Source organism: Thermosynechococcus sp., assembly GCF_046299655.1.
Lineage (GTDB): Bacteria > Cyanobacteriota > Cyanobacteriia > Thermosynechococcales > Thermosynechococcaceae > Thermosynechococcus.
The window spans coordinates 1-23,621 of the sequence record NZ_JBKBHZ010000020.1 but is presented as its reverse complement, the minus strand read 5'-3'; the positions used below and the strand labels follow the sequence as shown (position 1 = coordinate 23,621).

The 23,621-nt window shown below is 53.6% G+C and carries 20 protein-coding genes; 11 read left to right on the top strand and 9 right to left on the bottom strand.

Going from position 1 to position 23,621, the window contains the following annotated elements:
- Positions 1-41 precede the first annotated feature (41 nt).
- The 3 genes from ACK4HN_RS10910 to ACK4HN_RS10900 are packed head-to-tail and all read left to right on the top strand — an operon-like array spanning position 42 to position 1,458.
- Entirely contained in the window at positions 42-380 is a 339-nt protein-coding gene (locus ACK4HN_RS10910) for a P-II family nitrogen regulator (protein WP_250682482.1), read from the top strand.
- Between the two features lie 6 nt (positions 381-386).
- A complete protein-coding gene (locus ACK4HN_RS10905; RefSeq protein WP_409869285.1) occupies positions 387-1,247 on the top strand; it encodes a shikimate dehydrogenase in 861 nt (286 codons plus the stop codon).
- Between the two features lies 1 nt (position 1,248).
- Complete coding sequence (locus tag ACK4HN_RS10900; RefSeq protein WP_409869284.1) at positions 1,249-1,458, top strand: hypothetical protein; 210 nt, start codon at positions 1,249-1,251, stop codon at positions 1,456-1,458.
- Here the strand turns inward: ACK4HN_RS10900 and ACK4HN_RS10895 are convergent.
- From ACK4HN_RS10895 to queG, 3 genes are read right to left on the bottom strand one after another with little or no spacing between them, the layout of a single operon-like run.
- Positions 1,424-2,194, bottom strand: a complete 771-nt coding sequence (locus tag ACK4HN_RS10895) for a response regulator transcription factor (RefSeq protein WP_409869283.1) — start codon at positions 2,192-2,194, stop codon at positions 1,424-1,426. The two genes, ACK4HN_RS10900 and ACK4HN_RS10895, sit on opposite strands and share 35 nt — an antisense overlap.
- A gap of 55 nt (positions 2,195-2,249) precedes the next feature.
- A complete protein-coding gene (locus ACK4HN_RS10890) occupies positions 2,250-3,149 on the bottom strand; it encodes a vitamin K epoxide reductase family protein (protein WP_409877638.1) in 900 nt (299 codons plus the stop codon).
- Between the two features lie 26 nt (positions 3,150-3,175).
- Entirely contained in the window at positions 3,176-4,114 is a 939-nt protein-coding gene (gene queG, locus ACK4HN_RS10885; RefSeq protein ID WP_409869281.1) for a tRNA epoxyqueuosine(34) reductase QueG, read from the bottom strand.
- A gap of 78 nt (positions 4,115-4,192) precedes the next feature.
- Here queG and purE point away from each other — a divergent pair, with 78 nt between their 5' ends.
- Positions 4,193-4,714 carry a 5-(carboxyamino)imidazole ribonucleotide mutase gene (purE, locus tag ACK4HN_RS10880; RefSeq protein ID WP_409869280.1) on the top strand — a complete coding sequence of 174 codons (522 nt, stop codon included), beginning with the start codon at positions 4,193-4,195 and terminating at the stop codon, positions 4,712-4,714.
- Here the strand turns inward: purE and ACK4HN_RS10875 are convergent.
- Positions 4,689-5,417 carry a hypothetical protein gene (locus ACK4HN_RS10875; protein WP_409877636.1) on the bottom strand — a complete coding sequence of 243 codons (729 nt, stop codon included), beginning with the start codon at positions 5,415-5,417 and terminating at the stop codon, positions 4,689-4,691. The genes purE and ACK4HN_RS10875 overlap by 26 nt on opposite strands.
- A gap of 226 nt (positions 5,418-5,643) precedes the next feature.
- Between ACK4HN_RS10875 and ACK4HN_RS10870 the strand changes: the two genes are divergently transcribed.
- Both ACK4HN_RS10870 and ACK4HN_RS10865 read left to right on the top strand, forming a co-directional pair.
- Positions 5,644-7,875: a RelA/SpoT family protein gene (locus tag ACK4HN_RS10870; RefSeq protein ID WP_409869278.1), complete on the top strand. Its 2,232-nt coding sequence runs from the start codon at positions 5,644-5,646 to the stop codon at positions 7,873-7,875.
- A gap of 51 nt (positions 7,876-7,926) precedes the next feature.
- Positions 7,927-9,969, top strand: coding sequence for a putative PEP-binding protein (locus tag ACK4HN_RS10865; protein WP_409869277.1), 2,043 nt, complete (start codon positions 7,927-7,929; stop codon positions 9,967-9,969).
- Between the two features lie 163 nt (positions 9,970-10,132).
- Here ACK4HN_RS10865 and ACK4HN_RS10860 read toward each other — a convergent pair whose 3' ends face one another.
- Positions 10,133-12,283, bottom strand: a complete 2,151-nt coding sequence (locus tag ACK4HN_RS10860) for an HAD-IIB family hydrolase (RefSeq protein WP_409869276.1) — start codon at positions 12,281-12,283, stop codon at positions 10,133-10,135.
- A gap of 63 nt (positions 12,284-12,346) precedes the next feature.
- Here ACK4HN_RS10860 and ACK4HN_RS10855 point away from each other — a divergent pair, with 63 nt between their 5' ends.
- The 4 genes from ACK4HN_RS10855 (at position 12,347) to glgB (ending at position 17,253) form a co-directional block, all read left to right on the top strand.
- A complete protein-coding gene (locus ACK4HN_RS10855; protein ID WP_181496872.1) occupies positions 12,347-13,033 on the top strand; it encodes an energy-coupling factor ABC transporter ATP-binding protein in 687 nt (228 codons plus the stop codon).
- Between the two features lie 144 nt (positions 13,034-13,177).
- Positions 13,178-13,720, top strand: a complete 543-nt coding sequence (locus ACK4HN_RS10850) for a hypothetical protein (RefSeq protein ID WP_409877634.1) — start codon at positions 13,178-13,180, stop codon at positions 13,718-13,720.
- Positions 13,721-13,775: 55 nt separating this feature from the next.
- Positions 13,776-14,867 (top strand): quinone-dependent dihydroorotate dehydrogenase, encoded by a 1,092-nt coding sequence (locus ACK4HN_RS10845; RefSeq protein ID WP_409869296.1) that lies wholly within the window; start codon positions 13,776-13,778, stop codon positions 14,865-14,867.
- Between the two features lie 85 nt (positions 14,868-14,952).
- The gene (gene glgB, locus ACK4HN_RS10840) at positions 14,953-17,253 is read left to right on the top strand and encodes a 1,4-alpha-glucan branching enzyme (protein ID WP_409869274.1); all 2,301 of its coding nucleotides are present in this window, start codon (positions 14,953-14,955) and stop codon (positions 17,251-17,253) included.
- Here the strand turns inward: glgB and ACK4HN_RS10835 are convergent.
- From ACK4HN_RS10835 to ACK4HN_RS10825, 3 genes are all read right to left on the bottom strand, one after another.
- Positions 17,250-19,013 (bottom strand): ABC transporter ATP-binding protein, encoded by a 1,764-nt coding sequence (locus tag ACK4HN_RS10835; protein ID WP_409877633.1) that lies wholly within the window; start codon positions 19,011-19,013, stop codon positions 17,250-17,252. The genes glgB and ACK4HN_RS10835 overlap by 4 nt on opposite strands.
- Before the next feature lie 131 nt (positions 19,014-19,144).
- The gene (gene gndA / locus ACK4HN_RS10830; protein ID WP_409877632.1) at positions 19,145-20,587 is read right to left on the bottom strand and encodes an NADP-dependent phosphogluconate dehydrogenase; all 1,443 of its coding nucleotides are present in this window, start codon (positions 20,585-20,587) and stop codon (positions 19,145-19,147) included.
- A gap of 79 nt (positions 20,588-20,666) precedes the next feature.
- The gene (locus ACK4HN_RS10825) at positions 20,667-21,635 is read right to left on the bottom strand and encodes a protochlorophyllide reductase (RefSeq protein WP_409877631.1); all 969 of its coding nucleotides are present in this window, start codon (positions 21,633-21,635) and stop codon (positions 20,667-20,669) included.
- A gap of 172 nt (positions 21,636-21,807) precedes the next feature.
- Here ACK4HN_RS10825 and lipA point away from each other — a divergent pair, with 172 nt between their 5' ends.
- Entirely contained in the window at positions 21,808-22,695 is an 888-nt protein-coding gene (lipA, locus tag ACK4HN_RS10820; RefSeq protein WP_409877630.1) for a lipoyl synthase, read from the top strand.
- Positions 22,696-22,729: 34 nt separating this feature from the next.
- Here lipA and ACK4HN_RS10815 read toward each other — a convergent pair whose 3' ends face one another.
- Entirely contained in the window at positions 22,730-23,392 is a 663-nt protein-coding gene (locus ACK4HN_RS10815) for a hypothetical protein (RefSeq protein WP_409877628.1), read from the bottom strand.
- Positions 23,393-23,621: the final 229 nt, after the last annotated feature.

Sequence of the window (23,621 nt, the reverse complement as noted above, 5' to 3'; positions counted from 1 at the left end):
AAATAAAAATTAGCCCATTGCCATAGAGAAGGAGTTTGACATTGAAAAAGGTAGAAGCCATTATTCGTCCCTTCAAACTGGATGAAGTCAAGATCGCCCTTGTCAATGCGGGTATTGTCGGGATGACGGTCTCCGAAGTACGCGGCTTTGGGCGGCAAAAGGGGCAAACGGAACGGTACCGTGGTTCCGAGTACACGGTGGAATTTTTACAAAAGTTAAAAGTTGAGATTGTTGTCGAAGACGATCAAGTGGACATGGTCGTGGCCAAAATTATTGAAGCGGCTCGCACCGGCGAAATTGGCGACGGTAAGATCTTTGTCACCCCTGTGGAGCAGGTCATTCGCATCCGTACAAGCGAAAAAGATCACGAGGCTGTCTAGGGGCGGATGCCGAAGATCTCTGGCCACACCCAGCTTCTGGGGGTGATTGGCGACCCGATTGCGCATACCCTCTCACCGGCAATGCACAATGCCGCGCTGGAGCATTTGGGGCTGAACTATGTCTATGTGCCCTTTTGGGTCAAACCACCGCAGTTGGAGCGGGCGATCGCTGGCCTAGAGGCTCTGAACGTTGTTGGCTTTAATGTCACCCTTCCCCACAAGGAAACCATCCTTCCCTATTTGGCAGATGTCAGCGACCTTGCGCAGCAAGTGGGGGCGGTCAACACCGTCTATCGCAGTGAAAAGGGATGGGTGGGAACCAATACCGATGTGCATGGTTTCCTAGCACCGCTGCGGCAACAATCCTACCCTTGGTCAGAGATTGCCGTGTTAGTCTTGGGTTATGGAGGTGCCGCGCGCGCCGTGGTCACGGCCTGTTATGACTTGGGCTGTCGGCAGATCTATATCAGTGGTCGCCAAGCAGAACGGTTAGAGGTCTTTGTGGCCAGTTGGCCCCAGATGACCCTTTATCCCCTCCCATGGCCAGAGCGTGCCACGTGCTTGGAGAAAGTTAGTCTTGTGGTCAATACCACCCCCATTGGCATGAGTCCCCAGACTGGCGCCACCCCCCTCACCGCCGAGGATTTGGCAAAATTGCCCACCTCCGCCGTTGTCTATGACCTCATCTACAAACCTCGTCCTACCCTTCTTTTGCAATTAGCGATGGCACGGGGACTGCAAACCTTCGACGGCCTTGCTATGCTTCTGCATCAGGGAGCCGCAGCCTTGGAATACTGGATTGGCCAACCTGCACCCACGGCCATCATGGCCACTGCCCTTGAAGCTGCCCTAGCGGTGGAGAAATAACATGGCACCTTGGCTGTCAGAACTGAGGTGGTTATCAGTGGTTTTGCTTGTGTCGCTGCTCATGTCCCTAGGGATTAAATTTGCGGCGCCCCTCCATCCCTTGCCGCCAACTTTCGGTGTAATTGCCTTATTGCTCCTTCTACCAGCAGCCTTGATGGCGATTGTTTTACTGACCCTCAACCAAAGCGATAGCCAAACCCCCGCACCGTAAGAATGTACTGGGGATGGCTAGGGTCGGTTTCAATTTTCTCCCGCAACCAGCGGATGTGGACATCAACGGTTTTGCTATCGCCAATAAAGTCATGCCCCCACACTTGATCCAGTAACTGCTCCCGTGGCCAAACACGGCGGGGGTGGCGCATAAACAGCTCAAGCAGTTTGTATTCTTTGGGGGAGAGATTGATTTCCTCGCCCCGCAGCGTTACGCGGCATTCTTGGGGATAGAGGCAGAGATCGCGAAAGCGCAGAACCGTTGGCACCGTGGCCTGTTGAATTTGCGTCCGCCGCAATAGGGCACGACAGCGCGCCAGCATCTCTCGCATGCCAAAGGGCTTCGCCAAGTAGTCATCGGCACCGATTTCAAGACCAACCACTCGATCAATTTCACTCCCTTTGGCACTGATCATGAGAATGGGAACTGTGCACCCTTCATGGCGAATTAAGCGGCACAGGTCTAATCCGTTGATGCCCGGTAGCATGACATCCAAGATGATTAAATGCACCTCTGCATTTTCAGGATTAGGATCCATCAGGAGATAGGTATTAATGAGATTGAGCGCCTCATAACCATCGCTGGCCACAAGGGTATGGTAGCCTTCCTCCTGCAAAGCAAGGACAAGGGTTTCCCGAATCAGCTCTTCATCTTCAACCACTAAGATGTTGGCAAGGGCAGGGGGTGTGGCAAAAGGAGCCTTGGCGGGTTCGGCGAGGGTATCAATAGAAAGCATAAAAAACCTGCATAGCGCCCTGTTGGCTTCATTCTATCACTGCGGTTCCTTACGCCTATTGGTTCTTAAAGTTCATCGGGCCTGTGTATTGGCTTAAGCGACTGAGTTCACTCAGCGATCGCGTACCAGTGTAGAGCTGATTATTGATTTCCCAAGTGGGATAGCCCTGAATTCCCTTAGCACGGCAGCGTTCCACCTGCGGATTGGCACCATTGGGGTCACATTCGACATAGTTAAGTTCCCGTGTTGCCTGCTTACCAAAGAGTTCCTTTTGATCATGGCAGTGGCCACACCAGTAGGCACCATACATAACTGCCCCTACTTTGGTCAAATGCCGCGCCAGAGCCATTTCTGCAGGACCTGAAGTGTTGGTAATGGGAATGCCGGGGCCGTCGGGATTAGCCATGCGGGCGTTGTAGATGCCAAAGACTCCCACAAGGGTAATCACAGCAACAATGATGCCGTTGAAAAAGAGTTGACCGCGATCGCTCCACTCACGACCAATAATCGTCAAGATCAAAAATGTAAAGCTAAAGATGGCCGAGGCAATGCAATAGGGACAAGTGGCCTTAATCTCTGTAACCAAGATATACATTAGATAACTGCTGAAGCTGGCCATGGCCGTTGCCCCCAGAAAGAGCAAAAGCCAAGTGGTGTTTTCAGCATTGCGGCGGAGTTCTTTTTGCTGCGACTGGTTCAACAACAGGGGCAGAGCCGCCAACGACAACATCCCCGTATAGGCAACAAACCCAATGAGGGAGAGGGGAATGCCAAACACGGTTGCCCAAGGGCTATTGAGGACAATATCACAGCCAGCGGTGGGACAAGAGACCTCTTGGTTAGTCAACTTAGCGATCGTCAGGTAGGCAGTCACTGCCATCCCAGCAAGGGCAACCCCGCTCATCAACCAGCGTGACCAACGATGAATCCAAGGAGTGGAGCGTCGTCGAACCATAGGTGAGCCTCCGCATTGAATCACTTTCAATCATACCGATTGCCAGACAGCACCGCTTGGGCATTGCGGCGCCATTGGGCGGGTTTGATTCGCCGTAGGGCAGAACCACGGGTGAGTTCATCCCATGCTTCATCACTGAGGGTGGCCAGTTCCTCGGGGGAAGTATTCAAGAGGGGCGATCGCGGGGCAAAGTCGGCCACATCCGTGGGTTGAGCAAAGCGCTGATTCCAAGGGCACACCTCTTGGCAGATGTCACAGCCGGCAACCCAGCCTTCTAAGTGAGCAGCAATGGCGGGGGGGAGTTCGGGGGCACGGTTTTCGATCGTGTGATAGGCAATGCAGCGGTTGGCATCCACCACATAGGGTTCAACAATGGCGCCAGTGGGACAGGCGACCAAGCAACGGGTACAGGTGCCGCAATGATTGGTGTGGGGGCGATCGCCCGTCAACTCCAACGTGGTGATTAACTCTCCTAAGAGAATCCACGAGCCATACTGCCGCGAAATGACATTACTGTGCTTGCCAATCCAACCAATCCCCGCTTGCTCTGCCCAAACTTTATCCTGCACAGGGCCTGTATCCACATACCAGCGATAGGTCATATCTGGCACCTGCGATTGAAGCCATTGCCCCAAGGCTTGCAAGCGTTTTCCCAAGACGCGATGGTAGTCTCGTCCCCAAGCATAGCGGGCAATTTTCGCCTTCGGGGGCGGCTGGGGATCGGGCTGGTAGTAATTGAGGGCAACGGAAATCACCGATTGCGCTCCCGGCAGCACGGCTTGAATCTCTTGGCGGCGAGGGTTGGCCATCCACGCCATCTCTCCTTGGAAGCCTTGGGCTAACCAGCGTTGGAGGGCGGCAACGCCAGAGGGGTGGTCAGGGGTATAGGTGCGCAAATCCACAATCCCCACCCGATGGAACCCCAACTGATGGGCAAATGCCTTAATTGCAGCAGCAGTGACCATAGATAAATCATATCTTGCGCCTGTGAAAAGGGCGGTAGGATCCGGATGCACTATTTGTCGAAGGGGTAGGAAAGAGAGATGTCAGAGCCGCCGCTGGTTGCCATTGTCATGGGCAGTGATTCCGATTTGCCGACTATGCAGGGGGCGATCGCCCTCTGTGAACGCTTTGGCATTCGCCACGAAGTAGCCATCCTCTCAGCTCACCGCACTCCCCTTGCCATGGTGGAGTTTGCCCAAAATGCCCATCAGCGGGGTCTGAAAGTCATTATTGCTGGTGCTGGGGGAGCCGCCCACTTACCCGGCATGATTGCATCGCTAACACCTCTACCCGTGATTGGCGTACCCGTACCGAGCCGACACTTACAGGGGCTGGACTCCCTCTACTCAATTGTGCAGATGCCGGCTGGGATTCCTGTGGCGACGGTCGCTATTGGCAATGCCCAAAATGCAGGCCTGTTGGCCGTCCAACTATTGGCCAGTCATAATCCAGAACTGCTAGAGCAAGTCATTGCCTATCGTCAAGAGTTGGCCGCGACGGTGACCGCCAAGAATCAAAAACTGCAAACCCTAGGGGTTAGTGCTTATCTGCAACAGCAGTGATCGCTGATTCAGGTTGTAGGGAAGAACCCGATAGCCTTGCCTTTTGCAGATCATGTCGAAAGAAGGGAAGAATACGGCGACATTGATCAACAAAACTCACTAACCATGTTTCCAACTGCTGCTGTTGGGTTGGGTTCACAACAGTTTTCCCAGCCGCTAAAGACCCGTGATAGGTGATGTAGCCATCATCGGTAACCACAAAATCAGCAAACCAACTCGTCGAAGGGCGGGAGGCTCGCCAATAATTCGCGACGATGACTTTGCCAAGGTATTTTTGGGCTAATTCACTGACGCGGTTCAAGTGATCGAGGGCTTGAGCCACCGTTAAAGATGGCTGCTCTTTGACAGCAATGACTGGCTCGCTAGGCACATCTTGAGGACTCTCAGAAAGGAAGTCCATACCCAAAATCCGCCATAGTTTTTCTTCGAGACTTTTTAATTGCAGTCTTTGGTGACGCTCCTCTTCACTGCTATGCCTGAGGGAGCGGTGAAGACGAACAATCATCTCCACGGCTGCTAATTCTGAGGGGGCAAGGGATTCTAAGCGATTCAGAATGTGGTTTTCGCGCTCTCCTCCGGCGTGCTGAAAGCGATCGCCCACTGCTTTTTCTAAACTTTGACCAGCTAATGCAAAAATATCACTTCCCCGATCGAGTAAGCGCAGAATATAGTGGCGAGTCATGGGTGTGAGCGAAGCTGCCACGATTACCTTCCCCCTCTTGATGAACACACTGCTTCCTATGTTAAAAGGGAGCAACGCTTCAGCCCACACAGCACAACCCTTTTCTGCAATACCGGTAATGGTCGTCTATAGAGGTTTTCAGAGTGTTAACCGTATAACATCTTGGTGAAAAGGGCTGTAAGCCTGAAATTGAACTAAAATATACGTACTCGAATCCACTGTGCTGCTCTCCCGATCGCCTGCCGCCATGAACGCTTTTGCACCTAGCTTGCCGACTGATATTAAATTACCCGATTGGTTAGCGACGTGCCTGCGAGAACCAAATCCTGAGAATGGGGATGATTTGGTTTGTCGAGCGTTTCAATTTGCCTACGACCTACACCAAGGACAGCGGCGGGCTTCTGGGGAACCCTACATCGCTCATCCTGTGGCAGTTGCCAGTATTTTGCGGGATTTAGGCGGTGGGCCAGCACTTTTAGCGGCAGGGCTTCTCCACGATGTGATTGAGGACACGGCTGTTACAGCGGAGGAGCTAGAAGCCCAGTTTGGTGCCGAGGTGCGGCGACTGGTGGAGGGGGTCACCAAACTCTCGAAGTTTAACTTTTCCAGCAAGACGGAGCGGCAGGCGGAAAGTTTCCGACGGATGTTTTTGGCGATGGCGCAAGATATTCGCGTCATTGTGGTTAAGCTAGCCGATCGCCTGCACAATATGCGCACCCTTGAGTATTTGCCCGAAGATCGTCGCCGTGCCATTGCCCAAGAAACCCGTGATGTCTTTGCTCCTTTAGCCAACCGCTTGGGGATTTGGCGGATCAAATGGGAACTGGAGGATTTGGCCTTTAAGTATTTAGAGCCAGAGGCCTACCGTCGTATTCAGGAACTGGTAGCCGAAAAACGCGCCAATCGCGAAGCACAACTGCAGCAGGCAATTCAAATTCTGCACGAACGACTATCAGGGATGGGCTTTGGCTACCTAGAAATTAGTGGCCGTCCCAAACACCTCTACAGCATCTATCAAAAAATGATGCGGCAGCAAAAAGAATTCCATGAAATCTATGATGTGGCGGGCATTCGCATCCTCGTGGCCACCAAGGACGAGTGCTACCGTGCTCTGGCGGTTGTCCATGACTGTTTTCTTTCGGTGCCGGGGCGATTCAAAGACTACATTAGTCTGCCTAAACCCAACCAATATCAGTCCCTGCATACCGTGGTGATGGGTCTGGGGGGACGTCCCCTTGAGGTGCAAATTCGCACGCTGGAAATGCACCATGTCGCGGAGTATGGGATTGCTGCCCACTGGAAGTACAAAGAAACGGGTCATTCCTTACCGCAACAGTGGAGTGCCCGTGATCAAAAATTCACTTGGCTACGGCAACTGCTGGATTGGCAAAATGACCTCAAGGATGCCCAAGAATATCTCGACAGCATTCGCGATGATCTCTTTGATAAGGAGGTCTATGTCTTTACACCCCAAGGGGATGTCCTTGCGCTGCAACAGGGAGCCACGCCCCTCGACTTTGCGTACCATATTCACACGGATGTGGGAAATCACTGTGCCGGGGCACGGGTGAATGGGCGGATCGTGCCCTTGGATACGCCCCTGCGCAATGGCGACATTGTTGAGATTATTACCCAGAAAACTGCCCACCCCAGTTTGGATTGGTTGAACTTTGTTAAGACCACAACGGCACGCAACCGCATTCGGCAGTGGTACAAGCGATCGCGCCGCGATGAAAACCTGCAACGGGGACGGGAATTACTGGAGAAGGAACTGGGTAAAGTCGGTTTGGAGGCTCTTCTCAAGTCACCCCAGATGCAACAGGTGGCGGAGCGCAGCAACTACCAGACTGTGGATGATCTAGTGGCCGCCTTGGGCTATGGCGAAATTACGCTGAATTTGGTGGTAAATCGGCTGCGGGCAATTACCCTAGCGCGTCCAGAGACAACTACACCCGAATTGCCTTCGGAACCTACCCCCATTAACCGTGTCCCCGCCATCACCAAACCCAGTGATTCTCCGATTCTGGGGGTGGAGGGTTTGGTGTATCACATTGCTGGCTGCTGTTGTCCTGTGCCCGATGAACCGATTATTGGCGTAGTGACGCTGGGGAGTCGGGGTATTTCCATTCATCGTCAGGGCTGCAGCAACCTAGAGTCAGTGTCGAGCGATCGCCTGATTCCTGTAAGTTGGAATACCAAGGCCAATCAACGCCGACCCCAAACCTACCCCGTGGATGTGCAAATTGAGGTGATTGATCGAGTCGGTATTCTCAAGGATATTCTGACCCGTTTGAGTGATCACCAAATCAATGTGCGGCGAGCCAATGTGCATACAGATCCGGGACGCACTGCCATCATTGATCTTTGTATTGATATTGTGAATGCCAAACAGTTGGATCACATCTTGGCACAAATTAGGAAAATCACGGACGTGCTTAATGTTCGCCGTCGTCAACAAACAGAAACTGCATCTGCCTAGGCGTCAGCGTTGGATTGGTGACTGCCTACAGGTGATTGAGGAAGATGATCTGTGACATCGCTCCTTTTGGAACCCCTACAGCAGTACCCAGCGGAAGCTCTTTCTCCTACGTTGGTTGCCCTGCAAGAGACACAAAAAGTCTTGCCGCCACCTCATCCCGTGTGGTTGATTTCCACGAGTGTTTGGCAACAGTTGCGCTCTGGACTGATTCCCCACTGGCAAGCAGCCTGTGATCGCTGGCAGGAGATCCCTCCTAATAGCACTGATCTCAAAGCCTTGGCTCTGGAGATGACCCATCAATTACCCCCCTTGGATGTGGGAGAGCTAGAAACGGTTTTTGCTGCTTGTCATCACTTTTGGCAACAACAGGGGGGAGAGTGTCATCTTGTTCTTACTACCTATCTTTGGCAGGAATCTGCGGACTTACCTTGGGGACTAGGCCGTGGAGCCGTATTAAACGACCCCAGTTTACCCCTGTGTCATCAGGCAATCGAAGCTGCCTTTGCTACCCTTGTGCGAGCCAAGAATCTCTATACCTACTGGCAGCAGGGATGGGATTTTTGTCAGCTTAAAGCAGGGATTTTACTCTACCCCTTGAGTACGATTGTTGCCTCAGGCTGGTGGAGAGGAACGGAGCCAACGTTGCGGGCGATCGCCAGTGGTGTGGCTCTCCCCCATCAAGGCATTCCCCTGCCACCGAGGGAAGTTGAGCTGACGCCCGCAGAGGAGCAACAGTTGCATCAAGCCTGTCGCGGTGGGGCGTCCCATCTATGGGTTTGGCATCGCAGCCAGACACAGGTTTGGTGGGGGCAGTGTTTGGCAGAGCTACATCCTGAAGAACCGACGCCGCAGCCAGTCAAACGAACGCTCATTGCGGAAGGGCTGCCCGCTGCTCCTGGGCAGGCGATCGCCCCCGCCATTGTGGTTACAGATCCTTGTGCTCCCGCTGCTGTTGCCGGACGGATTTTAGTCAGCAAAAGTATTCCCCCCCATTGGTTGCCCCTTGTAAATGCGGCTGTAGGGGTGATTTGTGAGCAGGGAGGGTTAACGAGTCATGGAGCGATTCTAGCGCGGGAATTGGGACGGCCGGCGGTGGTGGGTGTGACCAATGCCACTCAACAGATTAGTTCGGGAATGACGCTGTTTCTCGATGGTCATCGGGGGGCTATCTATCAACTGCCCCCAGAGCCATTGCCAGTGGTGGCTACCCCCTCTCCCCAAACGCCCTCCCCCCCTGTGGCGAAACGGTTGCCTTTGCAAATCATGGTGAATGTGAGTCAAGTCAGTGCCCTGCGGTTGTTGCGATCGCTCCCCTGTGATGGCATTGGCCTGTTGCGCTCAGAGTTAATGCTGCTCGCCTTTCTGGATCATCGCCATCCCTGTCATTGGTTAGAGCAGGGGGAAGCTGAGCAGTTGCGCGATCGCTGGGTGCAGCACCTGTGTGAATTTATGCGGGCGATCGCCCCCCGTCCCCTCTTTTATCGCACGCTGGACTTAAGACCAGCGGATTATCGGCAACTGTTGGGGGGGCATCGCTTTGAACCGGAAACCGACTGGGGGCTGCGGGGTGTGAGTCGTTATCCCCATTGTCCAGAATTGTTTCACCTAGAACTGTCAGCGTTGGCGATTGCCCACCGTTTAGAAGAATCGTGCCCCCTGCGGATTGTGCTGCCCTTTGTGCGCAGTGTCAGTGAAGTGGCCTATTGTCAAAAGGCACTTGCGGAGCATGGATTGACAGCAAATACTGGTGTGCAACTGTGGGTCATGGCGGAAGTACCAGCGATTTTATTTTTACTGTCTGATTTGGCCAGCCTTGGTGTTGCTGGAATTACCATTGGCACCAATGATCTGACGCAACTCCTCTTGGGGATTGATCGGGAAATAGCACGACCCGAGCTAAATGAAGACCATCCTGCTGTTCGGGGGGCGATCGCCCACCTCATTCAACAAGCCAAAGCTCACCATCTAGGCTGTAGTCTTTGCGGCGAAGCCCCCACCCGTTATCCCCATTGGCTGCCGTGGTTAGTTGACTTAGGCATTGACAGTATCTCCGTTAGCCCTGAAATTGTGACGCAGGTTTTAGATCGGCTTTAGCTGTTAAGGTTTTTTCTAAAATGCTCGGTAATGCCAATCCAATTTGAAGATGGCGCAAATAAAGAGTAGGTGATGAATAACTACATCCTCTGAAAATTGAGCACTCTGCTTTCCGTCCCCTTTGAGAGCTGCTTATTAGTCTCAACCTTACAAAAAACTGGTATTAGAAGCCATAGTGCTCAATCGCCTCAAGAATCCCTTGGGCATAGTGACCTTGAGCAAAGTAAATGTGGGGGCGATCGCGCAGCTTTTCCAATTCAGGACTGTGATTGCCCACAACCACAGCAAGGGTATTGCCCGTCAGCATTTGCTCATCATTACCAGAATCGCCAGCCACTAACAGTTTTTGCAGTGGATAGCCCCACTTGAGCGCCAGATAGCGCAGGGCATCCCCCTTAGAAGCACGTAGGGGCAAAATATCTAGGAACTGATTGTGGGAGAAAATCGGCCGACAGTGCAGTTTTTGCTGCCGGAGCAGACGCAACACGGGTGTAATACTGGGGAGAACCGTGGTATCCACGTTGTAGCTGATCTTGTGGGAGCGTTGATTTTCTGGGGGTTGCAGCGTTAGACCCGCCACATCGGCGAGGGTGTCCCTGACCCGTTGCGGTTCCCAGCGATAGCTAATGTGCTGCTGCCAACTGGTGTCGGGAACGAGGTGAGGGCCATAGTGAATTTCACTGCCGACGGAGGTAATTAAAACATCGGGAATCGGCACGCCCCATTCATGGAGTACCTCTAGGGTAATTTCGAGGTGACGCCCCGTTGCCACCCCAAAGCCCATCTCAGGACGGCGTTGCAGCAGAGCCAAGAGTCGCTCAAGGGCAGGGCGATCGCCAATCAGGGTATTGTCAATATCACTAATCAACAGGCGATCAAGGGTCAGCAGACGGTTCCGTGTCAGCGTGGTTGGCAGTTTATTGCTCTGGTACTGAGCAGGTTGGCGTTGCACACTCAACACGGGCAAGACAGATTTTTCCACCAGTTGATCAAGGGCGTGCAGATACATCTCGACATGACTGCGCCAAGAGTAGTGAGCTTGTACCCCCTTAAGGCCATTGTCTGCCCAAGTCTGCCATTGGCTGTCGCTTTCAAAGGCTTGATGCAGGGCGCTACGCATTGCCTCAAGATCAAGAGGATTAAAGAGTAAACCATTCTGACAGTGGTGAAGAATATCCTGGGGGCCGCCATCCGCTGTCGCTAAAACCGGCAATCCACAGGCAGCCGCTTCAATCAGCGTCAGGCCAAAGGGTTCAGTAAGGGCCGGATTGATAAATACCCCCCGCTGCTGTGCCGCTAAACGGTAGAGATTGGGGACTTCATCGCTGGTATGGGTTTTCGGATAGGCGACTTTACCATAGAGGTCATAGCGATCGACCAGCAAAAAGAGTTCGGTCAAGACTTGGCGAGGGCTGGCCTCCATCTTGCTAATATCCGTGCGATTGCCGAGCACTAAGAGGAGGTTCGCGCGCTCCTGCAAAAAGGGATCAGTTCCATAGACATGAAGCAGTGCGGCCACATTCTTGCGTGGCACCGGTCGCGAGAGGCAAAAGATAAAGGGCTTTTCCGGTTCCACTAAAAAGCGACGCAATTCCTGACGAAAAGGCAAATCCGCTGGCACAGGGGCTGGATAGAAACGGCTGGTGTCCACCCCCGGCGGAATCACCGCCATCCGTGCTGGGTCGTATTGATCGTAGAGACGATACTGCTCTTCCACTTCCTGATGGGTACTGGCAATGATCAGCGCGGCACTGGCAAGGGTTTGCTCCTCAGCCTCAATGCGCGTCGTAAAGTGAAACTGCTCCTCAATGGCCTCAGGTTTACTGCCCTGGGCAAGAAGTCGCTGTCGCTTCACCCGGCCGAGGGAATGCCCTGTGTGAACAAGAGGAACCCCTAGCCAGCCGGCGACACGGCAGCCCACATAACCGGCATCGGCATAGTGACTGTGGATCACATCCGGCATGCGGCCACACTGGCGCAGATGGCGCAACAGTTCATCGGCAAATACGTCGAGATAGGGCCAAAGCACTTCCTTGCGCAAGTAGCGGCGAGGGCCACAGGCTAGGCGGACAATGCGGGCGCGATCGCCAATCCGCTCAATGGGCTGGGCATAGTCGGGACTGACCTTGGCATCGGGAATCAGACGAGTGACCAAATCCACCTGAGCTACACGGGGATGGGCGGCAAGGGCTTTAGCCAATTCGACGACATAGCGTGTTTGTCCTCCTGTATCGGCATCGCGCCCCAGCTCAAGGCGATCGCCCCGAATCAAACCGTGAATACTGATGAGGACAATGTATAATCCCTCCTGCATAGCTGCTCCCTGCCTTAGTGCACTGCACGCCAATCGGCGGTCATCCTCACCCTACCGAAAAACATGAGCATTGTCCAAAAAGCCATGGCGGCAATCCCCCCAGCAATTCATCTCAAAGAGGTTTCCTTTGGCTGGTCGCCAGAGGTTCCAGTGCTGGATCGGGTGTCCCTGGAAATTCCGCGGGGACAACTGTGGATGCTCCTTGGCCGCAATGGCAGTGGTAAGTCAACCCTAGTGAAGATTTTGGGGGGTCTGTTGCAGCCGCAAAGTGGCGAAGTCTATGTGGAGCAGCCCCTTGGCTTTGTCTTCCAGAACCCCGATCACCAACTGGTGATGCCCAGTGTCGGTGCGGATATTGCCTTTAGTCTCAATGGTGAGTCTCTCAACTATTGGCAGGTGCGCGAGCGGGTCAGTGCCGCTTTGCAGGCGGTCAATTTACAAGGGCTAGAGCGCCGTCCCATCTATGCCCTCAGTGGGGGCCAAAAACAGCGGGTGGCCATTGCCGGGGCGATCGCTCGCCACTGTCGGGTGCTATTGCTCGATGAACCCACGGCACTCCTTGACCCCGATAGCCAAGGGGAACTCTTGGGCTACGTACGCCAACTGGTCAACACCCAAGGGATAACAGCGCTGTGGGTCACCCATCGTCTCGATGAACTGGCGCAAGCGGATGGTGCCATTGTGCTGGATCGCGGCAAAGTGATTGGCCAAGGGGCAGCCGCTGACATGATCCCTCTGCTGCACGCCTGAAAAGCCAACCATTCTGGCGCCGAAAGGAATCTCTTAAGCCCTTGGCACCCCTCTTTGGCTGCTATGATCAAGCACTAGAGATTATAGAATGCTTGCATACGAATTCACCTGTAGGATTGAATTATTGCATTAGGAGCGATCGCCATGACCGAAACGCCTCAAACCCCACCCCCCGAAGAACCCACTGCCAAAGCTGCTCGTCCCGCCCGTCGCAGCAACCCGCCCGCCAAGGAAAATAGCGGTCAAATGGTTTCCCTTGCCGAAAAAACCGCCCTCGCCCCCGCAGGCACAACCACAGCCAGTGACATTGTGGTGTGGCAAACCTTTAATAGTGCCGGCTTGCGTCCCATTGAAGCCAGTCCCGTGCAAGTGGTGCACATGATCAAAGATGCTGGCGAGCGTCCTGTGCTCAGCAGTGGCCTGCAAATCTATGACAGCATCAACTCTGCCGGGATCCGCCCCATTGTGGCGACGAATTTCCGAGTGGTGGAAACCCTGAACATCATGGGGGTGCGCCCCGTGGCTGCGAATGACTTTGAAATTGTCGAAACCGTGAATTGCATGGGGCTGCGTCCGATTACCAGCAGTGGCCTGCGCATTGCTGAAACCTATTATTCCGCTGGGGAACGTCCTGTGGCTTCCAATATCATTGATGATTCACCTGTTCTCATGGGCTATCTGGACTAGGGTTACAGTGTTAAGCATTCGACTTTGTAGGGGAGCATTGGCAGTCTGAATGGCCATTGATCCCTATCGCTACCTGCTGCGGCCACTGCTTTTTTCAGGGTTGCAGGTAGACCCAGAATTTCTGCACCAGCAGTTTATCGCCCTCTGTGGCTGGCTCAATCAAGATCGTGCCCTGAGCACTTGGCTACGGCAGCAACTGCAGCAACGCTATGCTCTCTCAGACCCACGCTTAGAGCGGCAGGTGTGGGGGTTGCACTTTCCCAATCCTATTGGTTTGGCAGCCGGATTTGATAAGAACGGGGTTGCCCCTCGTGTCTGGGCGGCCTTTGGCTTTGGCTTTGCGGAGCTGGGCACTGTCACTTGGCATCCCCAGGCGGGCAATCCGCGTCCCCGCCTCTTTCGCTTACCCGCGGATCTGGCTGTGATCAATCGCATGGGGTTTAATAATGCCGGCGCAGAAGCTATGGCTGCCCTTTTGGAGCGATCGCCCGACTCGACGATTCCCATCGGTATCAATCTCGGTAAGTCAAAAGTTACCCCTTTGGAATCTGCAAAAGAGGATTACTTAGCCAGCTTTCGCCGCCTCCATCCCTTTGGGGATTATTTCGTGATTAATGTAAGTTCTCCCAACACAGCCGGATTACGGCATCTGCAGGCCAAGGAACGACTGGCACCGATTCTAGAGGCATTGCAAACGGCAAATACGCCCCGCAAGCCCCTACTTTTGAAAATTGCCCCCGATTTGAGTTGGGAGGAGATTGCCGACATTCTTGATCTGATTCAAGCTTATGACCTCGCGGGAATTGTAGCAACAAACACCACTGTGGCACGGGAGGGGCTGAAAACAAAGCGCATTCCCCAGACGAGGCGATCGCCCGTGGAGGAGGCAGGAGGTCTCAGTGGTGCCCCCTTGCGCGATCGCGCGACCGCCGTGATTCGCTTTATCCATCAACAGACCCAAGGCACGCTGCCGATTATTGGCGTGGGCGGGATTTTCACGCCAGAGGATGTGATTGAAAAACTGGCAGCGGGTGCCACCCTAGTGCAGCTTTACACCGGCTGGATTTACCAAGGGCCGAGCCTATTGCCAGAATTACTCAAAGGACTGTTGACCTACTCACCCGATCAAGAGAAATCAGAGAAATAACCGCTATACCCTTGTCAAGAGGAGCATTTTGATTGTTAACTTTTCTATAGTATTGTCCCTATACTTTACAACAGTATAAAAAATTATGACCGTTTCGCCCGAACAGATTGACCGCATTGTTTCCAACCAGCATCACGACCCCTTCGAAATTTTGGGCTGTCACCAGATTACAGAGAATGGCCAATCCGTATGGGCGATCCGTGCCTATTTACCCAATGCTGAGCGGGTGAGTGTCCTCTGCCCAGAGCAACGGCAAGAATATCCAATGACGCCGGTTCACCACCCCCACTTTTTTGAGTGTCGCATTCCCGTAGCAGAACTCAACAACTACCAACTAAAAATCTACGAAAATGGCCATGAGCGGGTGATCTACGACCCCTATGCATTCCGCTCCTCAAGGCTGACGGACTTTGATATTCATCTCTTTGCCGAGGGCAATCACCACCGCATCTATGAAAAACTGGGGGCACACTTGCTGACAGTTGATGGCGTTGCAGGGGTGTATTTTGCTGTCTGGGCACCCAATGCCCGCAATGTCTCTGTCATTGGGGACTTTAACCAATGGGATGGCCGCAAACATCAAATGGCACGGCGGGGCAATGGCATCTGGGAGCTGTTTATTCCTGGCTTGGGGGTGGGCGAGCACTATAAGTATGAAATTAAAAATCAGGAGGGGCATATTTACGAAAAATCGGATCCCTATGGCTTTTATCAAGAACCGCGTCCTAAGACCGCGTCCATTGTTACCGACCTCAACAGCTACGAATGGGGCGATAACGACTGGTTAGAAAAGCGCCGCCACACCGACCCCCTCACCCAACCCGTTTCCGTCTTTGAGGTGCACTTAGGATCGTGGCTCCATGCCTCGATGGAGGATCCACCCATTGGTGCCGATGGCCAAACCCAGGAACCCGTACAGGTGGCAGAACTCAAGCCCTGGGCACGCTTTCTCACCTATCGCGAATTGGCAGCCAAACTCATTCCCTACGTCAAGGAATTGGGCTACACCCACATTGAACTCTTGCCCGTTGCCGAGCATCCCTTTGATGGCTCTTGGGGCTATCAAGTCACGGGCTACTACGCCCCCACCTCTCGCTATGGCAGTCCCCAAGATTTTATGTATTTCGTGGATCAGTGCCACCAAAATGGCATTGGTGTCATTGTCGATTGGGTACCGGGGCACTTTCCGAAGGATGGCCATGGCCTTGCCTTCTTTGATGGCACCCACCTCTACGAACACGCAGATCCGCGTAAGGGCGAACACAAGGAATGGGGCACCCTGGTCTTTAACTATGGTCGCCACGAAGTGCGCAATTTTCTAGTGGCCAATGCCCTCTTTTGGTTTGACAAGTATCACATTGACGGTATTCGCGTGGATGCTGTGGCCTCGATGCTCTATCTTGACTACAACCGCAAGGAAGGGGAGTGGATCCCCAATGAATATGGCGGGCGGGAGAATTTAGAAGCGGCTAACTTTCTGCGCCAAGTCAACCACGTGATCTTTAGCTACTTTCCGGGGATTCTCTCCATTGCTGAGGAGTCAACGGCGTGGCCGATGGTCTCTTGGCCAACCTACATGGGGGGCTTGGGCTTCAACCTGAAGTGGAATATGGGCTGGATGCACGATATACTCGACTACTTCAGCATGGATCCGTGGTTCCGCCAGTTCCACCAAAACAATGTCACCTTTAGTATGTGGTATCACCACAGCGAGAACTTCATGCTAGCGCTCTCCCACGATGAGGTGGTGCACGGCAAGAGTAACATCATTGGCAAAATGCCGGGCGATCGCTGGCAAAAATTTGCCAACTTGCGCTGTTTGTTTGCCTATATGTTCACCCACCCCGGCAAGAAAACAATGTTTATGGGGATGGAGTTTGCCCAATGGAGCGAGTGGAATGTCTGGAGTGATCTAGAGTGGCACCTGCTGCAGTACGAACCTCATCAGCAAATTCAACGTTTCTTCAAAGATCTCAATCATCTCTATTGCTCGCAGCCTGCCCTTTATACCCAAGATTTCAAACAGGAAGGGTTTGAGTGGATTGACTGTAGCGACAACCGCCACAGTGTGGTCTCCTTTATCCGTCGCGATAAGGATCCCCAAGAATTTGTAGTTGTGGTGTGCAATTTTACGCCCCAGCCCCATAGCCATTATCGGATTGGCGTACCTGAGCATGGGTTTTACCGCGAACTGTTTAACAGCGATGCCCGTGAATATGGCGGCAGCAATATGGGCAACTTGGGCGGCAAATGGGCCGATGAATGGCCCTACCACAATCGCCGTTACTCCCTAGATCTCTGTTTACCCCCCTTGGCGGTGCTGATCTTGAAACTAGATCGCGAGAAGACAGCGGCGGAGCGGGCACGCTATAACCTCAAGTCCTAAGTCTCGAGAATTCCTGCTTGAACCTGCCAAAGGCCGTAATAAACTCCCTGCTGGGCAAGGAGTGCCTCGTGGGTACCCTGTTCCACAATTTCACCGCCCTCAAGGACATAGATGCAGTCGGCATGGCGAATGGTGGAGAGGCGGTGGGCAATGGCAATCGTGGTGCGATGCGCTGTAATGTGGGCCAGCGATCGCTGGATGGCGGCTTCGGTTTCGTTATCCACGGCTGAGGTGGCTTCATCGAGGACAAGAATTGGGGGATCTTTGAGAATAGCGCGGGCGATCGCCAGCCGTTGCCGCTGACCGCCAGAGAGTTTTTGCCCTCGTTCTCCCACCACCGTATCATAGCCCTGGGGAAGCTGCCCAATGAATTCATGGGCTTCAGCCAGTTTTGCGGCGTGAATCACGTCAGCAAGGGTTGCCCCCGGACTGCCATAAGCAATGTTTTCAAACACCGTGCCGTGGAAGAGAAAGACCTCTTGACTCACCCAGCCAATGGCAGCGCGCAAATCCCGCAGCCGGTACTCGCGAATATCCACCCCATCAATGAGAATGCGCCCCTCTTGCACCTCATAGAACCGCAGTAACAATTTCACGAGGGTGCTTTTGCCCGACCCCGTGGCGCCGACAATGGCGATCGTCTGACCCGCCGGCACGTGTAAACTGACATTTTTCAGCACAGGGGCACGGCCAGCATAGGCAAAGCTGACGGCCTCAAAATGCACTTCCCCTTTGACTTGGCGGGGATCGAGGGGGCGATCGCCCGTGGGAATGGCGATCGGGGTTTCAAGAAGATTCAACACCCGCTGCGTTGAGGCCATGGCGCGCTGGTACTGGTCTAGGGTTTCTCCCAAACGGGTCAAGGGCCAGAGCAGCCGTTGAATTAGATAGACCATTGTGCTGTAGGCACCCACATCCAAGCGCCCTTGAAAAGCGGCAAAGCCTCCCAATACCAGCGTTCCCGTAAACCCAAAGAGAATCACAAAGCGAATCAGGGGAATATAGGCGGCACTCAGACGAATGGCACGGCGATTGCTCTGCTGATAGGCTTCACTATCCCAACGCAGGCGCTCCAATTCGTAGGGTTCGGCGGTGAAGCTCTTGATGGTTTGAATGCCCGTGATATTGTTGGCCAAGCGTTCATTGAGGAGTCCTGCCTTTTCCCGTACATCGGCGTAGCGTGGAGCCAGCCGCCGCTGAAAGAGCACGGATCCCCAGAGAATAAAAGGCATCGGCAGCATCCCCCAAATCGCCACATTGGGCGCCAAATAAAAGAAAATCCCCCCAATGACTAGAACGGTGGTTGTGACTTGCAACACTTCGTTAGCACCACCATCCAAAAATCGCTCCAGTTGGTTAATGTCATCGTTGAGAATCGAGAGCAACACCCCACTGCTGCGCTCCTCAAAAAAGGCCAAATCCATCTCTTGGACATGGGCGTAGGTCTCAAGGCGCAGGTCGTGTTGAATCTGCTGCGCTAAGTTGCGCCAACTGCGGGCATAGGCATACTCAAAGAGGGACTCCAAGCTCCAGATCACAAAGGATAAACCCGCTAAGGCCAATAGTTGCTGCTCAAAGGTTGCTAGCCCCCAGCGGGCAAAGAGGGAATCCTGCCGCTTCACCACCAGATCCACGGCAATGCCAATCAGAACCGGGGGAGCGAGATCAAAAATTTTATTGAGGACAGAGTAGAGGGAGGCAAGCGCCACTTGGCGTTGGTAGCGTTGGCTGTGGTGCAGCAGTCGTAGAAACGGATGCAAGGCTTCTTGGCCTCCCCAAAGTGCAGGATGATTGCAGGCAGGCGGTTGACTGGCCTAATTCTTAGGATAAGCTAAAGAATTGCTCCCTTGGACAGCCGCCCACCCAACTGTACAACTGTCATTCCTGCGTCTCAAACGGAGGCTTTCCCTGCCTCCTGAATCAGTACCCACTCGGTATGGAAGGTTCCGGGTTTATCAATTCGCTCGTAGGTGTGCGCCCCAAAGAAGTCCCGCTGCGCTTGGGTGAGATTTTGCGGCAGGCGATCGCGCCGATAGCTATCGAAGTACTCCAAAGACGCACCAAAGGCAGGCACGGCAATCCCGGCACGGGTCGCCTCCACCAAGACCTCCCGCCACGCCGCCTGTTTGTCGAGGATGGTTTGCCGAAACTCCGGCGCCAGCAGCAGATTGGCCAGTTGGGGATTTTCGCTGTAGGCCTGCTTGATCTTATCTAGGAAGCCAGCGCGGATAATACAGCCCCCTTTCCAGATACGGGCAATCTCGCCAAGATTCAGTTGATGATCAAAAAGTTCTTGGGAGCCTTTGGCAATCAGAGCCATCCCTTGGGCATAGGAGCAGATTTTTGAGCAGTAGAGGGCATCACGAATTTTACCAATGAATTCTTCAGTGTTGCCGCTAAAGTGAGCCGTAGGGCCGGGGAGGACTTGGGCAGCCGCCATCCGTTCGGCTTTGATGGAGGACATGATGCGGGCATTCACAGCAGCGGTAATCGTTGGAATCGCCACTCCCATTTCAAGGGCACTTTCTACTGTCCAGCGACCGGTTCCCTTTTGGCCTGCCGCGTCCACAATCACATCCACAAGGGGTAGATGGGTTTCCGGGTCAATATAGGTGAAAATCTGGCTAGTAATTTCAATCAAAAATGAGTTGAGTTCAGGAGTCTCATTCCAGCTTTTGAAGACCTCATGGAGTTGCTGGTGATTGAGGCCAAGGAGGTTTTTCAGTAGGTCATAGGCCTCGGCAATGAGTTGCATATCGCCATACTCAATGCCATTGTGCACCATCTTCACAAAGTGCCCTGACCCCCCCGGTCCAATGTAGGTAACACAGGGACCATCATCCACTTGCGCCGCAATTTTGGTGAGAATCGGTTCGAGGGCTTGATAGGCCTCACGACTACCGCCGGGCATGAGACTGGGGCCATTGAGGGCACCTTCTTCACCACCGCTGACGCCCATCCCAAAGAAGCACAGTCCTGCCGCCTCCATTTCTGCAACGCGGCGTTCGGTATCCGTGTAGAGGGAGTTGCCCCCATCAATGAGGATGTCTCCCGGTTCAAGGAGTAGCTTGAGCTGCTGGATCAGGTCGTCCACAGGTTTGCCAGCTTTGACCATCGCCAAAATGCGGCGGGGACGCGATAGGGAGGCAACAAATTCCTCAAGACTATAGGTGGCCTTGAAGCGACGGCCGGCGGCTCGTTCGGCCATGAAAGCCTCGGTGCGGGCAGGGGTGCGATTATAAACCGCCACTGAGAATCCATTGCGCTCCACATTGAGGGCAAGGTTTTCCCCCATGACAGCGAGGCCAATGACGCCAAAATCTTGCTGTGACATACATCCATCCTGCAATGGCAAGGCTCACTTCCACCATAGCGGCAAGCTCAGCCAGAGGGATGGAAGAAGGTATTAACTTTTAGGCCAAACCCACCAATTTTTCGCTCAGCTCCCAAAGACGGCGGGCTTTTTGCTCATCACTCCCCTCTGCCGAGAGTTCTTGGACAAAGGCTTTACGGCCTTCTTTTTGGCGGTTGCCCCAACTCCAGTGCACCCCCGACTGGCGAAACTCTGGGTCTGCCACCACCATCGCGACGCGCTCACCGGCCAGTTCTTGGGTGACATAGCCACCAGTAATGTATTTCTGAAAGAGGGGAAAAAGCTTCTGAAAGAGGGGAAAGTGGTTGCGAAATAGGGGCGTATCCGCCACACAGCCAGGGTACAAGGAGCTAAAGACAATCCCTGTGGAGTCATGGAAGCAGCGATGCAGTTCGCGCGCCGTCAGCATATTGCAGAGCTTGCTATCCTTGTAGGCTTTGCCCGACTTGAAGGGCTTGCCATTAATCATGGCAATGGGTTTCTTGAAGCCTTTTTCAAAACCTTCGAGGTTGCCCAAATCAGGGGGAGCAGGAATCGGAATTTTCCCGCCAAATTCTTTGCGGTTGGCGGTCACCGTGCCGAGAATCACCAAGCGTTTATCGCTTTCAGGAGAGTTTTTCAAATCCTCAAGGAGCAAGTTGGCTAAAAGAAAATGCCCCAAGTGATTGGTAGCCACAGTGAGTTCGTAGCCATCCACGCTGTAAAGAGGCTCCTTGAGCAGGGGATAATAGACAGCGGCATTGCAGACTAGGGCACGCAGGGGGCGATGCAGTGCCCGAAATGATTCAACAAAGCCGCGCACACTGGCCAAGGAGGACAAGTCCAAATGCAAAATCGTATAGGCCTCCGGCGAAATCTGCAAATCTTTGGCAGCTTGCTCTGCTTTTTCAAGATTGCGGCAGGCCATGACAACGTGCCAGCCCCGATTGGCTAAGGCTTTGGTGGCATACAATCCGACGCCAGAGGAGGCACCTGTAATAATGACCGTTGGGCGTGGCTGATCACTCATAGGTTCTGTGGCATATCTGTGGTAACGTCGCTACTGATCCTGCCATAGAAGCGATCGCCCCCTAGCCGCACCCCCCGCGATCTTTTACAGTGACTTAATAAATAGACTCGATAGTTAATCAAGTTTTGTATCTAGCTCACCTCTTTCCTATTTTCAGGATTAACCTCACTCTATGACCATTTCTCAACCCCTGCCGCCGTGGCTGCGCAAACCCCTCGGCAAAGCCAGTGAACTCTCCACCGTTCAACGCCTCGTGCGCCACTATGGCATCCACACCATCTGTGAAGAAGGGCGCTGTCCCAATCGCGGCGAATGCTATGCCCAAAAAACCGCCACTTTTTTACTTTTGGGTGCCACCTGTACCCGTGCCTGTGCCTTTTGCCAAGTGGAGAAAGGTCATGCTCCCGCTGCGGTTGATCCAGAGGAACCCGTGAAAATTGCGGCTGCTGTGGCTGCCTTGGGGTTGCGCTATGTGGTGTTAACCTCTGTGGCTCGCGATGACTTGCCAGATCAGGGGGCAGGTCAATTTGTGGCCACCATGCAGGCGATTCGCCAATGCTGCCCCGGCACCGAAATTGAAGTCCTCACCCCCGACTTTCGCATGGATCGGGGTCGGGTGTCTCAACGGGACTGCATTGCCCAAATTGTGGCGGCACAACCGGCCTGCTACAACCACAACCTTGAAACTGTGCGCCGCCTTCAAGGCCCTGTGCGACGCGGTGCCACCTATGAGAGTTCACTGCGGGTTTTGGCAACCGTCAAAGAACTTAACCCCGATATTCCCACCAAATCAGGACTCATGTTGGGCTTAGGAGAAACTGAAGCAGAGGTGATTCAAACCTTAAAAGATTTGCGAGCCGTGGGGTGCGATCGCCTGACCTTGGGACAATATTTGCCCCCATCGTTGAATCATTTACCGGTAGTTAAGTATTGGACACCCGCAGAATTTAACACCTTGGGCAATATTGCACGGGAACTAGGCTTTTCCCACGTGCGATCGGGTCCCCTTGTGCGCAGCTCCTATCATGCAGCAGACGCCACACCAACCCAAGAAGCGTGATAGACACTCCATTCCCTGCCACTCTGGTGACGGTCTAATCAGGAAAATACTTGCCCCTTGTGGTGACCATCACAGCTCCTCGCTCCCGAATCAACTCTTTGGCTGCCCGTTCTAAGCGATAGCCAAAAAAGAGGGGGCGAATCTCCTCAGACGCTTCCACCTGAGCCACCAGATTCAAAAAACGCTCCACCTCGGATTCGGTGATGTTGCTTTTGACTTCCCCCAGCACCAGAAGCGGCTCTCCATGCACTTGGCCACGGATGACTAAATCAAATTCATACTCTCCATTGCGCAAGGGTAGGGTGTCTCGGTCACAAAATTCAATTTCCATGCCCCAGCGATACTCTAGAATTTCGGGCACCACTTCCAGCGCAAGGTCTTCCAGCGACCCACCCAAGGCTTCACTGAGGCCGCCCACTTGGCGAGCCAGTTGTTTCACGGCGCGTTCGGTGCGCTCCTGTGCCGCAGCCAGTTGGTCAACTCGTTCTTCGGTGCGTTTTTGGGCTTGGGCAAGTTCTTCGACTCGTTCTTCGGTGCGCTTCTGAGCTTGAGCCAAATCCGCCACAATTGACTTTAGCTCGTTGAAGTCCTTGGCCTTGACCAAATCGTCATAGGCCTCGCGGATCACTTCCGCCAATAGGTGCGCTTGTTCGGGAGGAAACGCTGCCCGCAGCTTTTCTTCGAGGGCAGAGGTCATTACGTTTAGAGTGGTGAATTGCGGCTGTACTCTACATTCTAGCGACTAAACAATGCCTCCTTGGTTTTCACAGATTCTCTCAGGAAAGCTCCTTGGGCACACCCCAACCTCAGAAGCTTCATGGATACCCTATTCACTCAGGGAAGTACTTACCCCTTGTGGTGACCATCACAGCTCCTCGCTCCCGAATCAACTCTTTGGCTGCCCGTTCTAAGCGATAGCCAAAAAA

Bases quoted from the DNA above. Each gene is read 5' to 3' on its own strand.
- ACK4HN_RS10825 (WP_409877631.1), bottom strand. From the start codon at position 21,635: ATGAGTGATCAGCCACGCCCAACGGTCATTATTACAGGTGCCTCCTCT.
- ACK4HN_RS10815 (WP_409877628.1), bottom strand. From the start codon at position 23,392: ATGACCTCTGCCCTCGAAGAAAAGCTGCGGGCAGCGTTTCCTCCCGAA.
- ACK4HN_RS10890 (WP_409877638.1), bottom strand. From the start codon at position 3,149: ATGGTTCGACGACGCTCCACTCCTTGGATTCATCGTTGGTCACGCTGG.
- ACK4HN_RS10870 (WP_409869278.1), top strand. From the start codon at position 5,644: ATGAACGCTTTTGCACCTAGCTTGCCGACTGATATTAAATTACCCGAT.
- queG (WP_409869281.1), bottom strand. From the start codon at position 4,114: ATGGTCACTGCTGCTGCAATTAAGGCATTTGCCCATCAGTTGGGGTTC.
- ACK4HN_RS10860 (WP_409869276.1), bottom strand. From the start codon at position 12,283: ATGCAGGAGGGATTATACATTGTCCTCATCAGTATTCACGGTTTGATT.
- ACK4HN_RS10850 (WP_409877634.1), top strand. From the start codon at position 13,178: ATGACCGAAACGCCTCAAACCCCACCCCCCGAAGAACCCACTGCCAAA.
- ACK4HN_RS10900 (WP_409869284.1), top strand. From the start codon at position 1,249: ATGGCACCTTGGCTGTCAGAACTGAGGTGGTTATCAGTGGTTTTGCTT.
- ACK4HN_RS10895 (WP_409869283.1), bottom strand. From the start codon at position 2,194: ATGCTTTCTATTGATACCCTCGCCGAACCCGCCAAGGCTCCTTTTGCC.
- glgB (WP_409869274.1), top strand. From the start codon at position 14,953: ATGACCGTTTCGCCCGAACAGATTGACCGCATTGTTTCCAACCAGCAT.
- ACK4HN_RS10905 (WP_409869285.1), top strand. From the start codon at position 387: ATGCCGAAGATCTCTGGCCACACCCAGCTTCTGGGGGTGATTGGCGAC.
- lipA (WP_409877630.1), top strand. From the start codon at position 21,808: ATGACCATTTCTCAACCCCTGCCGCCGTGGCTGCGCAAACCCCTCGGC.
- purE (WP_409869280.1), top strand. From the start codon at position 4,193: ATGTCAGAGCCGCCGCTGGTTGCCATTGTCATGGGCAGTGATTCCGAT.
- gndA (WP_409877632.1), bottom strand. From the start codon at position 20,587: ATGTCACAGCAAGATTTTGGCGTCATTGGCCTCGCTGTCATGGGGGAA.
- ACK4HN_RS10855 (WP_181496872.1), top strand. From the start codon at position 12,347: ATGAGCATTGTCCAAAAAGCCATGGCGGCAATCCCCCCAGCAATTCAT.